The following is a 14310-nucleotide window of genomic DNA, read 5'->3' on the forward strand; positions in this document are numbered from 1 at the left end:
GGACCATCCCTCGGTTTTGTTCGAATACGATCCCTCTCGTGCTGGCAGTGTACCCGTACGTCTATTAGATGACTTTAGCGGCATCTTACAGGCTGATGGCTATTCCGGTTATGGCCGTGTCTGTACTGAAAACAACATCACCCGCATTGGTTGCTGGGATCATGCCCGCCGCAAGTTCGTCGAGGCATCAAAAGCCGCTAAGCCCAAAGGTAAGGCCAAACAGGCTAAGCTCTCAAAAGCTGACATGGCACTGAGTTATATCAACAAGCTCTATGTCATCGAACGAGAGATAAAAGACTTGAGTGTGGCTGAGCGTTACCGCATCCGTCAGGAGTTGAGCCTGGCAAAGCTGAATGAGCTTAAGGCCTGGTTGGAAGCCAACGTCACACGCGTGCTAAAAGACTCCCTGACTCGCAAGGCAATGGAGTATACGCTTAACCAGTGGCCAACCCTTGTGGGCTACTGTGAACGTGGCGATCTACAGATCAGTAATGTCTTGGCTGAAAACGCTATCCGTCCCTTCGCTTTAGGCCGAAAAGCCTGGTTGTTTGCCGATACCCCTCAAGGGGCACGTGCCAGTGCAACCTGTTACTCATTGATAGAAACGGCTAAGGCGAATCAGCTCGAACCTGCTGCTTATATCCAGCATGTCCTGGAACATATCGCTGAAGCTGAGACAGTAGAAGCGTTAGAGCAGCTGCTGCCATGGAATGTATCGATGGAGAAAATTCCGAAAAAAGTGGCGCAATACGATTAGAGTCAAGGTGCGGATTTAGCGGCGCTTACGACTCAGAGCAGAAGAGTGGCGATCAGGCTGGGCAGCCGTTAACAGGTACCGCCAGGCATATGCTGAATGCGACATTGGACTGGAAGGTTAACCCCGACCTGAATCTTTACTTGTCGATGGAAGCTCGTTCCAAACGTTACCGTAGTTGGGATGAGGATACGGATTCGGCTCTTTATTATAAAGATTATGAAATATTTCATTTGGGAGGCTCATACCGTGTTGGCAAAAACCTGACTATCCAGGCGCGTGTAAACAACTTAATGGATGAAGATTTCACCTCTTATCAAACCAGTTTTACCGATAATGGCGATGGAACTTATACGCCAACCTACAGGGATGATTATAACGTAAAGGCAAAATCAAGAAACTTCTGGTTGTCAGCTAATCTGAGTTTCTGATTAAGCACCTTAACGACGTCAACATACTAGATTTGAGCCACCCCAACCGGGGTGGTTTTTTTATGTACAGGACGTACGGGCAGAAAACTGCTCCTGCGTTTTCTGTATACACGCCATCCTTGGCGTTATATACCGCGGGCGCATTGGTGCGCAGGAGCGGCGCATGTACGGGACCTACTGACTTATAACTGTAAATTATTGTAAATATTATCATTACGCATTGCTGTACTGATGAGTTTTTCCGGATAATGCGTCTAGTGTCTCAAGGGAAGTAAACTATGTCTCAAGCTAAATCATCTTTATCTGTCTGGCGTTGGCTGTTGTTGGCGGCGGTAATTGCAGGCGGTGCTACAGGTTATTACCTGTTGTATCACACCTCGGCTGATACGCCGGTGGCTTATGCAACTGTGTCCAGCGGTACAATAGAAAATATCGTGACAGCTACAGGACGGTTACAACCTAGAGAATATGTCGATGTTGGGGCTCAGGTCTCAGGGCAATTGGTTGAAATTCATGTCAATGTCGGCGATCAGGTTGAGGAAGGCCAGTTGCTGGCCGAAATTGACTCCACAGTTTACCTGGCCAATGTTGAAGGAACGCGCGCTCAGTTGCGTAATTTACAAGCACAGATGATCGATAAGCGGGCGCAGCTGGAATTGGCGGATATACAGTTCCGTCGTCAGAAACGGTTGGTCGAGACACGCATGACCTCGGAAGAGTCTTTACAGATTGCTGAGGCTACCCAACGTTCAGCTGCTGCCCAGGTGCAGGCACTTACGGCGCAAATTGAGCAGACGGCCTCCTCATTACGGGCTGAAGAAGCGCGGTTAAACTACTCACAGATCTATGCACCTATGTCTGGCACCGTTGTTGAGGTGGTTGCACGCAAAGGACAAACGCTCAACGCGACGCAACAGACACCCACTATTTTACAGATTGCTGATCTTTCGGTGATGACTGTGCAGGCTCAGGTATCAGAAGCGGATGTAAACCGTCTCAAAAAGGGAATGGATGCTTACTTTACAACGCTCGGGGATCAAAACCGCCGTTGGTCCGGGCAACTGCGCCGTATTGAACCTACGCCTGAGGTTGAAAATAATGTGGTGCTCTATAACGCCTTGTTTGATGTTGAAAATGATCAAGGTGCCTTGTTCCCGCAAATGACAGCACAGGTTTTTTTCATTATTGATCGGGCTGAAGAGGTCAGGGTGCTGCCAGTTGGCGCACTGAATAACCGTCCTTCTATGCCTTCGCCAGGTTCTCGACAGGGTGATCGCCGTGCTGAGGTTATGCTGGTGACGGCTACAGGTGAAAGCCAGCGTCGCGAGGTAACCACCGGGCTATCCAATCGTGTACAGATTGAAATTGTTGAAGGGCTGGAGCTGGGGGACCGGGTTGAAATGCCAGGCGCTGTTATGGCTGCTACCAATCGTCCACGGCCTGCTGAGGGGCCGATGAGGATGCCCAGATGACAGCGCCAGTTACTCCTGTTATTGAACTGCGCGACATTTATCGCACCTTCCGTAATGGTGATGAGGATGTGGATGTCCTTAAAGGCGTGAGCCTCACTATTCTGCCGGGTGAGTTCGTGGCTATTGTGGGTGCATCCGGTTCCGGTAAATCGACGCTAATGAATTTGTTGGGGTGTCTGGATAGGCCAACCAAGGGGCAGTATCTTTTCAATGGTCAGGATGTGTTGGCACTTAGCAAGGATGAATTGGCCGCGTTACGACGCGATGCATTTGGGTTCGTGTTTCAGAGCTATAACCTTCTGCCAGGTGGAACGGCGCGCGAAAATGTTGAAGTGCCGGCGGTCTATGCCGGAGTCTCCAGGCTAGAGCGTCACCGGCGAGCCGAGGCGCTGTTGACACGCCTGGGGCTGGCAGACCGTTTGGGACATCAACCAGGACAGTTATCCGGTGGCCAGCAGCAACGCGTGTCGATTGCCCGCGCCTTGATGAATGGCGGACAGGTCATTCTGGCTGATGAACCGACCGGTGCGTTAGATAGCCATACCGGTGAAGAGGTTATGGCGCTGTTTGCGGAACTGGCCGCACAGGGGCATACACTAATTTTGATTACCCATGATGCCAAGGTGGCCGCACATGCCGATCGGGTAATCGAAATCAGTGATGGAGTGATTATGGCGGATCAAGGGCCATCACTTTCCCAGTATGAGCAACGAACACCGATTACGGCGACATCTTTGAACACCCGTCCTGGTAATTTTTTCACCAATCTGGGTGAAGCGCTACGTATGTCATTAAGTGCATTGACCGGGAATTTGTTTCGTACAGTGCTGACCCTGCTAGGCATCGTAATAGGTGTTGCCTCCGTTATCACAATGCTGGCGATTGGTGATGGCGCGCGCCAGTCCATTGTCGACCGGATCAGCTCGATGGGAAGTAACTTGTTACTGGTGCGTCCGGGGGCGCCCAATCAGCGCGGCTGGGGTACCACTACCCTGATTCCTGAAGATGCTTATGCTGTGAGCGAGCTGCCCGGTATTGTCGCTGCTATTCCGGAGCAAAGTGGTACGGTGACGCTGCGAGCAGGGGGGCGGGATCATAGCTCCGAAGTGATGGCAACTTCGTCGGCTTTTTCCGCTGTGCGAAGTTGGCCAGTGGAGTATGGCAGTTTTTTTACTCGTGAAGATGAACTGGATTTCGCCAGTGTGGCGGTGCTGGGACAAACGGCGGCTAAGGCAGTTTTTCCAGACCAGGATCCGCTTGGGCAGTATGTCATGGTCGACAATGTGTTGTTTCTGGTGATCGGTGTGATGAGTTCCCGAGGCGCTTCTCCCATGGGGCGTGATGAAGATGACGTGATCATCGTACCGTTTGAAAGCGGTGGCGTGAGGCTATTGGGCCGTCGTTATTTACGTACCATGACGGTTGCCGTTGCCAGTGATGCTGACATTTATGCCGCGCAGCAGGCGGTGCAAGACCTGTTGTTAAGGCGTCACGGCGTGGAAGATTTTCAGATACGTAATATGGAATCGATTATCGAGTCTGTCACAGAAACTCAGAATACCATGACCCTGTTGTTAGGCTCGATTGCCGCGATTTCGTTGTTGGTCGGCGGGATAGGGGTCATGAATATCATGTTGGTATCCGTCACCGAGCGTACGCGGGAAATCGGTGTGCGCATGGCTACGGGGGCCAGAACCGGCAATATTATGCAGCAGTTTTTGACTGAGGCGGTATTGGTGTCTGCGCTGGGTGGTGTGTTGGGTGTCTTGATCGGGCTATCAGTGACGCTGATGCTGGAAAAGCTGGGCACCGATGTTGCATTTAGCGCCATGCCGGTGATGTTGGCATTTGGCTGTGCATTTATGACTGGGTTAGTCTTTGGTTATCTTCCTGCGCGCAAGGCCGCGCATCTTGATCCGGTGGTTGCACTCGCATCCGAGTGATCTATAAGTCATTTTTACAAAACTTTACAGCAATTGAGTAATAACATTGTTGACAATAATTATCATTAACATTAAATTGTTGATTATTAATCGATATGTATTCAGCTGAATTTAGTTCTCAGGAGATGCTTCCCATATGAATAAACGCTGGTTGTTTGGCCTTGGCTTTTTATTAAGTTGCAGCCTTCCGGTAATAGCCGAAGAAAACGTAACAATTGCAGTTACGCTACCGGCAGTTGAAGGGCCGATGTACTACCGTCCTTATGTGGCTGTTTGGATTGAAAATGACCAGGGTGAAGCGATTAAAAACCTGGCGCTTTGGAGTAAAGAACCGGATTGGTTAAAGGATATGCGCCGCTGGTGGCGTAAAAGCGGTCGCTATGGCGGTAGTGACATCGATGCGGTTTCCGGTGCAACCAGACGCCCTGGTACCTACGAACTGACCTGGGATGGCAAGAATGCCGAAGGGAATGCCGTTCCCGCAGGACGTTACAGCGTTCATTTGGAAGCGGCACGTGAACATGGTAGTCGCAGTTGGGTGCATACAGAGATAGAGCTGGGTCAGGGGCAAAAAAATTACACTATTGAAGCCAGTGAAGAGTTAGGAACTATTCAGATCACCACAGGAGTTACGCAATGAAAGCGGTAAAAAAGATGGCCGGAGCGGCCGCAATTACATTGGCTTTGGCAAGTGCCGGTGCTGTAGCGCATCCGCTATGGATGCTACCGAGCGAATTTAACCTCTCAACTGATGAAGGGCATTGGATCACTGTTGATGCTACCGCGTCACATGGTGTTTTCAGCTTTGATAAGCCGGTCAGTTTGAATAATGTGACCATCTATCTTCCGAGTGGCGAGCGCCAGCGCATGGGTTCTTATTACAAGGGACAGCGTCGTAGCGTTTTTGATCTGCAGTTAAACGATCTAGGGACCTACAAGGTTGAGCTGCGTACACCTGAACGTTACATGACTCGTTACGTCGTAGGGGGTCGTGATACGCAACGCCGCATTATGGCCAATAAACAGCAAGCGGCTACTCAGTTACCTGATGATGCACGTGATGTAGTCACCATGGCAATGCAAAACGTTAGTGTGTTCTACGTGTCTCAGAAAGCCCCAACCCAGGAAGTGCTTGCCGTTACTGGCCAGGGGTTTGAAATGGATGCGATCACCCACCCAAGTGATATTGTTGTGGGAGAATCAGCCACTTTCCGTTTTACCTTTAATGGTGAACCTTTAGTCGACGCACCGGTTGAAGTCGTGCCTCACGGTACCGCTTATCGTTCTTCACGTCAGCAAATTGATCTTGTCACCGATGCCGAAGGGCGAGTTAGCTTTGCTCCCGAAATGGCGGGTCCACACCTGTTATCTGCCAATGTGCGTTTTGAAGGTGATGGTGTCCTTGCCGATGAAGTGGGGGTGAACTTCCTGTTTTCATTTGAAGCGATTCCGGAATGATACAGGGAGATCGAATGAACAAGTTAGCCTTGAGTTTGGGACTGCTTTTGCTGAGTTCACAGTCAGCATGGGCGCACTATCCTTATATGGACTGCGTCCGTGAAGGTGAAGGGATACGCTGTGATATTGGTTACAGCGATGGAAGTTTTGCCACAGGAAGCGATGTTGTTATCTATGACTATGATGAACAAGAGCTCGACAGGGTCACGTCCGATGAGCACTCCAGTGTCTATTTTGACTTGCCGGAAGGGGAGTTTTTTATTCAGTTTGATGCTGGGCATGAAGACCCAGCCGAATTTGATTATGTGGAACTGCAGTAATGTCTGATGTGTCCGTTGCTTCAGTTATAGAAACGGTGATGCCGGACGATGGAAAGCGTGAGTCCCTGTGGGTCTGGCTGTTGATATCGGCGATGTTACTACTTGGGGCGCTGGGGATTTGGTTGCGCCAGGAAGTCGTACCAGAGCGGACTCATGTGTCTCTAAACCCGGTACAGTCTCAACAGCTAATGGCCTTATCTATCGCCAGAGAGGAAATACTGTTTCTGGCTGAAAAACCCTGGCCTGCTCCGGAAAGTCTGGAGCAACTTGGTCTCGACCTGTTTGCATCATCTGCTAGCCAGGACTGGCATCAGCCTGGCGATGACTGTTACCAATGGATCTCCCGACAGCATGATGGTGACTTTTTGTTACGTATTTCGGACGGTGTGATTTTCTATCATCCTGGAGAGGCAGGGCTGCTATCAAGTTGTACTCCGGATGAGCACTGGACGTTAATGGAAAATTGATCTTATGAAAAAATCCCTTTTGTTGTGTGTTTTGCTGTTTATTTCTACGCTGGCGTCTGCTGAAAAATTAGTGGTGGGAGTCACTCTGCATCCTTATTACAGTTATGTCAGTAAAGTGGCGGGTGACCGAGCTGAGGTGATGCCGCTTATCGCCGGTGGTTTTAATCCGCACAGTTATGAATTGCAACCCGCTGACCTGACTAGGCTATTACGTATGGATGCGTTGGTGGTTAACGGTATAGGGCATGATGAGTTTGTTATGCATGCCTTGGAAGGTTTGGAGTTACCCAGGCTGACCGTGATTCAAGCCAACAAGGATTTGCCCTTGCTGTCTTCCGGTGGGGGAAGTAACAGTTACAACCCTCACACCTTTGTTTCCATTGATGCCGCCATACGCCAGATTTACACCATTGCCCGTGAACTTGGGAATCTGGATCCGGACAATGCTGATTACTTTCAGGCGAATGCGCTGAGTTATGCGCGCGAATTAAGGGCAATGAAAAACCGCTATCTAAGTGAAATTCTGGAACTGGATCTGACCGGGGTGCGTATCGCCAGCACCCACAATGCATATGGATACCTGTTGCAGGAATTTGGTATCGGTATTGATACCGTGATTGAGCCAGCGCATGGTGTCGAGCCCAATGCCACCCAGTTACAGGATACCATTGACCGGATTCGTACGGCCAATATCCGCGTGCTCTTCACCGAGCTGGATATGGAAAACCGTTATGTAACCGTGATTGAAGAAGTGACCGGTATCGGTATTTACCATTTCTCGCACATGACCTATGGCGACTATGATGTGGACATGGTATCCAGAGAGATGGAGCATAACCTGTCCACGCTGGCTAAGGCTCTGAAAATAGCTGTGTCCGCGCCATGAAAATCAAAGGACCCGCTGTTGAACTGATCAACCTGTCGCTGCAACTCAATCGGGTGATACTGCTTGAGCCACTTAGTGCACATTTCAAACCCGGTCGGATGCATGCAATAACCGGACCCAATGGAGCTGGCAAGTCGTCACTGATCAAGTGCCTGTTGGGGTTGATGCCACATTCAGGGCAGATTCGGCGACATTGGCCAGGTCGTCCCGGAAATATTGCCTATGTGCCCCAGCAAACGGCCTTTGAACCCTCATTACCGGTAACAATTGAAGAGTTTATGCTGACATCAGTGACGCGCTGGCCGATGTTTTTCAAGCGTAAAGTTGCTGAACAGCAGCGTATTAGCCGTCTATTGCAGCGGGTCGGTCTGGAAAACAAGCAGCATTTACGTCTCGGGCAGCTCTCGGGTGGTGAGCGTCAGCGGCTTTTGTTTGCGCAGGCCTTGGAGCGAGACAGTCATTTATGGTGTATCGATGAACCTATGACCGGCCTGGATCAGTCAGGTCAATCACTGATGACTGCTGAAATGATCAGGTTGCGTGATCAGGGCGCAACGCTTTTCGTGGTGCATCATGATATGGACTGGATCAAACGTCATGCTGATGAGCTATGGGTCATTGAAGACGGTCTTAAGCATCATGAGTTGCTGTGTCAGCCCAGCCGACTTCAGGCCGTTGAGTCGGCTGACATTGAAGAGGTGTTTGCCTAATGGAAGCACTGCGTCAATTGACTTTTACCCTGTATGAATCCGGCTATCTGCCGGAAATGTTCCAGTATAGCTTTCTGACCAATGCCTTGGTGGCGGCTTGTATCATGGGCCCATTGCTGGGAGCTCTAGGACCGCTGGTGGTGGTTAAACGCCTGGCGTTTTTTTCTGAAGCGGTAGGGCATGGTGCGCTGACAGGTGTCGCTATCGGCATTTTGCTGGGCGAGCCAGTTACTCAACCACTGGTGGCACTGTTTTGTTTTTGCACCCTGTTTGCCTTGCTGCTGCATTGGATTAAAAGCCGAACAGAGATTCCTTATGATGCCTTGGTGGGGGTGTTTCTGTCGTTTGCCATCGCACTCGGTGCCGCTTTACTGCTTTATGTAGCCAAGCGTGTGAACGTACATATTCTCGAAAATGTGTTGTTCGGCTCCATCCTGACGGTACGGGATATGGATATACTGGTACTGTTGGTCATCGCGGCGTTTTCTATCGGTTTGCTGTTGTATTCAGGTAACCGGGCGTTGCTCGCCAGTTTGTCACCTGATCTGGCGCGTACCCGTGGTGTGCCTGTCCGCCTCTATGATTATGCCTTTGTATTACTGATTGCCTTAGTTACCGTCGCCTCGGTCAAAGTTGTCGGCGCGATATTGGTAGGAGCGCTGTTACTCATACCGGCAACGGCTGCACGCCTGATCAGCCGTAATGGCCGAGAGTTTTTCTGGTATTCAGTCGTGTTTTCAACCTTCAGTTGCCTGCTGGGTATTTTGTTACCCATGGCAGGCACCTTGCCGATTCCTTCCGGTGCCGCAATCGTGATGATTGCCTCTGCCTGTTTTATTATTGCTTTGGGAATACGTCGATGGAGAAGTATACAATGAAATCTTTCTGGTCACTGATCACGCTGATAACCTTGGTGATACCTTTTTCTGTGCAAGCAGTCGAAGGTCGGGTGGTCAGTGTTGCACCGGTTGCACACTTGATTGCTGCTGAACTGTTGCAGGAAACCGGCATAGATACAGAGTTTCTGGCTCCCGCGCGTTTACCGATTAACCGCATTCCTGGCTGGCTTCGCCAGGTCGATGCTAGCGAACTGGAATCAGCCGATGTGGTACTGACGATTGAGTCGGTATGGCCGTCGTTGCAGCTTTACCCCTTAATGCGCTCTGTCTCTATTCAGGTCGTACCCATTGATCTGGCAACCGAGCTGGCTCCAGGGGGTGCGCGCGTGTTGATGCATCCGGATGCGGGGGAGAGTGAATATTTCTGGTTGGATTTAAATAACCTGACCCAAATGATTAATGTGGCAGCCAAGGATCTGGCGCGTGTCTGGCCGGAAGAGTCAGGTACTATTGAGCGTAACCGTTTTGACCTTCAGCGCGCTATTCAGCGCACCCAGATACGCATTGACGGCTACCTGCTAGCGCGTGAGTTTGAGACTCTCAGCCTGGCCGATGAACGATTGATGCCCTTGGCCCAGTCTCTGGGTATGCCTATCAGTGAGACTGGCAATAACCTGCGTTTGAGTATGGCTGCAGGCGAAGATCAGCATCCTGAATGGCTGATTGATCCACTGCATCGTGTGGGTGCTGATTCTATCAAGGATTGGCTGACCACGCTGGAAACAGGGCTTCAGGCTGACTAGAGATGAGGATGTCTGCTTCAACTTCTGTTTCAACGACCTTACCCAAGGTCAATCGCTGGGTACGCTGGCTGCATATATACAGTGCGGCACCGGTATTATTGTCGATGCTGTTTTTTGCCATTACCGGTTTTTTTCTGAATCATCCAGACTTGCCGCTGGGTGAAACGCGTACCAAGCAGCTCGAACTTGAAATACCTGCCGCCATCGCCGCGCAGGACTGGCAGGCTAACAAAACACTCTATAGCCTCAGCATTCTTGGCTGGCTGGATGAGTCGCACGCTATTCGAGGCGTCAAAATAGAGATCGAATGGGAAGAGTCAGATGATCTGTTGATGATCGTTTTGGAAGGTCCAAATGCCAGCCAAACGATTGAGGTATTTCCGGAAGAAGGCTTGGTGGATGTTTTCACACTGTCTTTGCCTGTGATGCATATGCTCAACAATCTGCATCGAGTAAAAAGTGTCAGCGAAAGCTGGCGTTTGTTTTCGGATATTTCTGCGATTCTTATGCTGATTTTCTGCCTGACGGGGCTCTGGCTGTTGTTTGTAAACAAACTTCAGCGTGTTGCCTCTGTGACCTGGGTGACGCTGGGTAGTGGTGTATTCATGACCATCATTTATTTAATGCATTAACGATGACGACGACTGCCGCGCTGATGCAAAAAACAGCCTTCTGGCTAGCCAGCCATCTGGCACGCCTACTTTGGCTGGTATTAGGAGTCGCAGTACTGCTGCTGGGTGTGCTATTGCAGCTCAGATTGGAAGGGCGGCTGAATCTTGAGGTAAACCCCACACTACAGGTAGAAACCTTCGGTGTCCTGGGTAGGCATTGGTTGGGGCACTTGCACACCCTGTCTATCGTCGGACTTGAGGGGCACATTACCCATCTGTTCACCGTCACGGAAATGCGGGTATTGAACATCCTGCAGCAACTGTTCCGCCTGGGTGTGGTGTTTTTGTCGCTGGTCTTACTGTTGCTGTGTATGGCTGATTATCGCCGCTATTGGCGCCATATACTGCTGATGGTGGTGTTTCTGATCGTCATGCAGACCACCCAGCTGTTTTTTCTGCTGGGCTCAGGTACCACAACACCGGTGATGGATGTCACTAAATTATCACTCGTGCTGTTGCTCAGTCTTTGGGCTCGGCCTTATCTGCAGTTACATGATTCGGCCAGCAAGCCATTCCTGATTGCCTATGCCAGCCAGACCGGCAGTGCCAAGCAACTGGCAACTCAATTGCATCAATCTATATGCAGTCAGGCCGACCTGCGCTGCTTGTCAAAACTGACGCCTCAGTGTCTGAGTCAATATGATGCGATAGGCTTTGTGGTCAGCACCTGTGGCAAAGGTGAAGCGCCGGATTCAGCGATTTCCTTTATGCATTCAATGCAGCCGCTGTCACCTCACACTCGGCTAGCCGATTTCAGTGTGCTGGCCTTGGGGGATCGGCACTATGCTGATTTTTGCGCATTCGGCTACCGGCTAGAGCAACTTCTGACGGAAAAAGGAATGCGCTGCATTGCCCCCTTGGTTGCAGTGGATCAAATGGACCTGACGGCAGTAAATAGCTGGTGGGAAAGCATTTCCGCCTATCTGGGTCAGGAATCCCAGTCAATAGAGATAGATTATGAACAGTTTGATGTGCTGCAGAATCACTGCTTGAATCCGTCGCAGTCACATCGCCACGTACACCATCTGCGCTTGGCTAAACAAGATCTGGCGTATCAGCCAGGTGACGTATTGGCAGTAAAGCCACGCATACAACAAGCGACATTGCTATCACGCCTGTCGAAACAAGGCTGGGCCGCAGATACACAGGTGATTTATCAGGGAGAACCAGTGTTATTGCTGGATCTTTTACAACGACTCGACTGGACCGACCAGGTGGCTGAAGACCCGCAGCAGTTGATCGATCAACTCAAACCGATACATGAACGCCTCTACTCCATAGCCTCCTGTGAGCCGGGGCAAGTTGATCTGTTGGTGCGCCAGCATATCAGGGCTGACGCCAGTGTTGGCAATGCATCTGGCTATCTCTGTAGCTTAGCGACAGGGGGCCAGGTAGAAGCCAGTGTTCGGGCACATCCTGGGTTTCGTTTACCCGGCGATGTACCTTTGATTTTGATTGGTGCCGGCACCGGGATTGCCCCGTTTATCGGCTTTCTGGCACAAAAGCAGCAATGGCAGTCCAAAACGGGTAATTGGCTGTTTTTTGGCGAGCAGTTCTCCCAGCAGGATGCCTATTTTGCCGATGAACTGACCCGCTTCCAGGAAGCACGAATACTGACACGCCTTGATTGCGCCTGGTCACGCGAAGCAGGGGAGTATGTACAGGACAGGTTGCGTCTGCATCATCTTGCCTTGCATGAATGGGTGGTACAAAAAGGCGCGCATGTGTTTGTCTGTGGTAGTCAATCAGGTTTTGGTGAGTCGGTTTTGCAAGTGTTAGAGGAGATTTTTCCGGATGAGAAGCTGGCGGGGCGGTTGCATACAGATTTGTACTGATTCAAGCCAGTGAGCTTATGCTAGTTATGCTAGTTTTGGGTAGTGGTGTCGCTTTGGTGCCTTGCTGTGGCGGTGCCTTGCTGGGGCGGGGTATTGCTTTGGTCTGACCCGTTGGGCTGGGTTTGTGCCTTGCTGGGCTGGTGATATCGCTTTGGTGTGACCCGCTTTTCGTCATCCCTGACCGCTCGGCTGGCGCTATCCGTGGCGCCAGACGGTCACTCCAAAGCGATATCACCACCCCGCCCAAAATCCTGTGCCAGTCCAAATAAATGACAAGCTACGTGCTCGTAGAATAGTGCGCGGCATCCATATTTGGGGCAAAATTCTTCAGAAAATACCGATATCAAGCGACTTTACGTTGGCACCCAAGTTTGGGAGGGCTGATGGGATCGGATTTGGCTGACCCTGTGCGCCATGGATGGCGCGCTGGAGCCCCCAGGGATGGGTTCACGGCGTGTCAGCCAGATCCGATCCCATTAGCCCATTAGCCCTCGACCCCTCGACCCTAGGCACATCATGTTAGGTGAAAGGTGATTTGTTATAGTGTAACATTCGCCGTATTCCCTGATGTTCTGATGAACCGACACGCTTTTTAACCGAGACATCTTATGACTGCCAGCCCCCAAAAAACACTTATACCTGTAACCCTGCTGACCGGCTTTCTCGGCAGTGGCAAAACCACCTTACTAAACCAACTGGTGCAGCAGCCTGAGTTTTCCGATGCGTTGATCATCATTAACGAGTTTGGCGAGATGTCGCTGGATCATATGCTGGTAGCACATTCCACTGAGAATGTAATCATGGAAATGGGTAACGGCTGTCTCTGCTGTACCATTCGTGGTGATCTGGTGAAGACACTGCGAGATATTACCTGGCGTTTTTCGCGTGGAGGAGAGCGTCATTTCAGTCGTGTGTTAATTGAAACTACCGGATTGGCAGATCCAGCACCTATTTTGCATACCTTGATGACCCATCCGCAAATTGCGTCACGTTACCGCCTGGATGGTGTCGTGACCTTGGTGGATGCCTGCGCCGGGCAACATACACTCGATCAGCACCCTGAAGCCGTTAAGCAAGCGGCTGTGGCTGATGTGTTGCTGCTGTCAAAGCAGGACCTGGTTACGGATCAGGACTATCAGTTACTGCAACAACGTCTGCGTAAAATCAATCCCGCTGCACCTCAGTGGTCGGTGAGTCAGGGTGAGGCAACGGCTGAAAAATTACTGGATCTGGGGCTTTTCTCATCCTCTGGAAAAACAGCTGATGTCGAGCGTTGGTTGCGCGAAGAGGCGTTTGCTGATGCACCTCACGCTGATAAAGCACCTTCCCACGGTGTCCACCATCACGATAACCACGACCACGACCACGACCATCATCATGATGTGAACCGCCATGATGATCATATCCGTGCGTTTTGCTTTGCTATTGAGACCCCGTTAACCGAAGAGCAATTGACTACCTGGCTAGAGGTGCTGATGAGCTTTATGGGTGAAAACATCCTGCGGGTTAAAGGCATACTGAATATCAAGGATCAGGACAGGCCGCTGGTTATTCATGGCGTACAACATATTTTTCATCCACCTGTTCCGCTTCCAGCCTGGCCAAGTGAGGATCGTCGTTCCCGGTTGGTGTTTATTACCCGGGATATAGGGCGTGAGACAGTGGAAGGGGCATTGAAGGCCTTGACGGGTATTGAGGGCTGAAGTTTTTAACTAGATGTC

15 protein-coding genes are annotated in these 14310 nt (G+C 50.7%); all 15 read left to right on the forward strand.

Translation table 11 applies throughout. The features are described 5' to 3' along the window. The coding region (gene tnpC / locus ACN0R1_RS05210; protein WP_417580638.1) for an IS66 family transposase at positions 1-757 on the forward strand (757 nt) is incomplete at its 5' end. Continuing rightward, complete coding sequence (locus tag ACN0R1_RS05215; RefSeq protein ID WP_417580640.1) at positions 706-1185, forward strand: TonB-dependent receptor domain-containing protein; 480 nt, start codon at positions 706-708, stop codon at positions 1183-1185. The genes tnpC and ACN0R1_RS05215, both read left to right, overlap by 52 nt. Positions 1186-1463: 278 nt before the next feature. Beyond that, the gene (locus ACN0R1_RS05220; RefSeq protein WP_417580642.1) at positions 1464-2657 is read left to right on the forward strand and encodes an efflux RND transporter periplasmic adaptor subunit; all 1194 of its coding nucleotides are present in this window, start codon (positions 1464-1466) and stop codon (positions 2655-2657) included. Continuing rightward, positions 2654-4600 (forward strand): MacB family efflux pump subunit, encoded by a 1947-nt coding sequence (locus tag ACN0R1_RS05225; RefSeq protein WP_417580644.1) that lies wholly within the window; start codon positions 2654-2656, stop codon positions 4598-4600. The genes ACN0R1_RS05220 and ACN0R1_RS05225 overlap by 4 nt, the downstream gene beginning before the upstream one ends. 136 nt (positions 4601-4736) lie before the next feature. Beyond that, complete coding sequence (locus ACN0R1_RS05230) at positions 4737-5240, forward strand: DUF2271 domain-containing protein (protein ID WP_417580646.1); 504 nt, start codon at positions 4737-4739, stop codon at positions 5238-5240. Beyond that, positions 5237-6058, forward strand: a complete 822-nt coding sequence (locus tag ACN0R1_RS05235) for a DUF4198 domain-containing protein (RefSeq protein ID WP_417580648.1) — start codon at positions 5237-5239, stop codon at positions 6056-6058. Before ACN0R1_RS05230 ends, ACN0R1_RS05235 begins: the two co-directional genes overlap by 4 nt. Positions 6059-6072: 14 nt before the next feature. After that, positions 6073-6378, forward strand: a complete 306-nt coding sequence (locus tag ACN0R1_RS05240; RefSeq protein WP_151054987.1) for a hypothetical protein — start codon at positions 6073-6075, stop codon at positions 6376-6378. Continuing rightward, positions 6378-6845 (forward strand): hypothetical protein, encoded by a 468-nt coding sequence (locus ACN0R1_RS05245; RefSeq protein ID WP_417580650.1) that lies wholly within the window; start codon positions 6378-6380, stop codon positions 6843-6845. Before ACN0R1_RS05240 ends, ACN0R1_RS05245 begins: the two co-directional genes overlap by 1 nt. Positions 6846-6849: 4 nt before the next feature. After that, entirely contained in the window at positions 6850-7731 is an 882-nt protein-coding gene (locus tag ACN0R1_RS05250; protein ID WP_151054993.1) for a metal ABC transporter solute-binding protein, Zn/Mn family, read from the forward strand. Beyond that, positions 7728-8441, forward strand: a complete 714-nt coding sequence (locus ACN0R1_RS05255; protein WP_151054995.1) for a metal ABC transporter ATP-binding protein — start codon at positions 7728-7730, stop codon at positions 8439-8441. Before ACN0R1_RS05250 ends, ACN0R1_RS05255 begins: the two co-directional genes overlap by 4 nt. Beyond that, positions 8441-9319, forward strand: a complete 879-nt coding sequence (locus ACN0R1_RS05260; protein WP_417580652.1) for a metal ABC transporter permease — start codon at positions 8441-8443, stop codon at positions 9317-9319. Before ACN0R1_RS05255 ends, ACN0R1_RS05260 begins: the two co-directional genes overlap by 1 nt. Then, positions 9316-10083: a hypothetical protein gene (locus tag ACN0R1_RS05265; protein WP_417580654.1), complete on the forward strand. Its 768-nt coding sequence runs from the start codon at positions 9316-9318 to the stop codon at positions 10081-10083. The genes ACN0R1_RS05260 and ACN0R1_RS05265 overlap by 4 nt, the downstream gene beginning before the upstream one ends. A gap of 8 nt (positions 10084-10091) precedes the next feature. Then, positions 10092-10715, forward strand: a complete 624-nt coding sequence (locus tag ACN0R1_RS05270; protein WP_191905988.1) for a PepSY-associated TM helix domain-containing protein — start codon at positions 10092-10094, stop codon at positions 10713-10715. Positions 10716-10717: 2 nt separating this feature from the next. After that, positions 10718-12589, forward strand: a complete 1872-nt coding sequence (locus ACN0R1_RS05275; protein WP_417580656.1) for a flavodoxin domain-containing protein — start codon at positions 10718-10720, stop codon at positions 12587-12589. A 608-nt stretch (positions 12590-13197) separates the two neighbouring features. Continuing rightward, complete coding sequence (locus tag ACN0R1_RS05280) at positions 13198-14292, forward strand: CobW family GTP-binding protein (protein ID WP_417580658.1); 1095 nt, start codon at positions 13198-13200, stop codon at positions 14290-14292. The last annotated feature ends 18 nt before the right edge of the window (positions 14293-14310 follow it).

This window comes from Nitrincola sp. (genome assembly GCF_048264025.1).
Lineage (GTDB): Bacteria > Pseudomonadota > Gammaproteobacteria > Pseudomonadales > Balneatricaceae > Nitrincola.

Excerpts from the sequence above, each read along its gene's own strand:
- ACN0R1_RS05230 (WP_417580646.1), top strand. The coding sequence starts at position 4,737 with ATGAATAAACGCTGGTTGTTTGGCCTTGGCTTTTTATTAAGTTGCAGC.
- ACN0R1_RS05265 (WP_417580654.1), top strand. The coding sequence starts at position 9,316 with ATGAAATCTTTCTGGTCACTGATCACGCTGATAACCTTGGTGATACCT.
- ACN0R1_RS05220 (WP_417580642.1), top strand. The coding sequence starts at position 1,464 with ATGTCTCAAGCTAAATCATCTTTATCTGTCTGGCGTTGGCTGTTGTTG.
- ACN0R1_RS05235 (WP_417580648.1), top strand. The coding sequence starts at position 5,237 with ATGAAAGCGGTAAAAAAGATGGCCGGAGCGGCCGCAATTACATTGGCT.
- ACN0R1_RS05215 (WP_417580640.1), top strand. The coding sequence starts at position 706 with ATGGAATGTATCGATGGAGAAAATTCCGAAAAAAGTGGCGCAATACGA.
- ACN0R1_RS05260 (WP_417580652.1), top strand. The coding sequence starts at position 8,441 with ATGGAAGCACTGCGTCAATTGACTTTTACCCTGTATGAATCCGGCTAT.
- ACN0R1_RS05275 (WP_417580656.1), top strand. The coding sequence starts at position 10,718 with ATGACGACGACTGCCGCGCTGATGCAAAAAACAGCCTTCTGGCTAGCC.
- ACN0R1_RS05245 (WP_417580650.1), top strand. The coding sequence starts at position 6,378 with ATGTCTGATGTGTCCGTTGCTTCAGTTATAGAAACGGTGATGCCGGAC.
- ACN0R1_RS05255 (WP_151054995.1), top strand. The coding sequence starts at position 7,728 with ATGAAAATCAAAGGACCCGCTGTTGAACTGATCAACCTGTCGCTGCAA.
- ACN0R1_RS05270 (WP_191905988.1), top strand. The coding sequence starts at position 10,092 with ATGTCTGCTTCAACTTCTGTTTCAACGACCTTACCCAAGGTCAATCGC.
- ACN0R1_RS05225 (WP_417580644.1), top strand. The coding sequence starts at position 2,654 with ATGACAGCGCCAGTTACTCCTGTTATTGAACTGCGCGACATTTATCGC.
- ACN0R1_RS05280 (WP_417580658.1), top strand. The coding sequence starts at position 13,198 with ATGACTGCCAGCCCCCAAAAAACACTTATACCTGTAACCCTGCTGACC.
- ACN0R1_RS05240 (WP_151054987.1), top strand. The coding sequence starts at position 6,073 with ATGAACAAGTTAGCCTTGAGTTTGGGACTGCTTTTGCTGAGTTCACAG.
- ACN0R1_RS05250 (WP_151054993.1), top strand. The coding sequence starts at position 6,850 with ATGAAAAAATCCCTTTTGTTGTGTGTTTTGCTGTTTATTTCTACGCTG.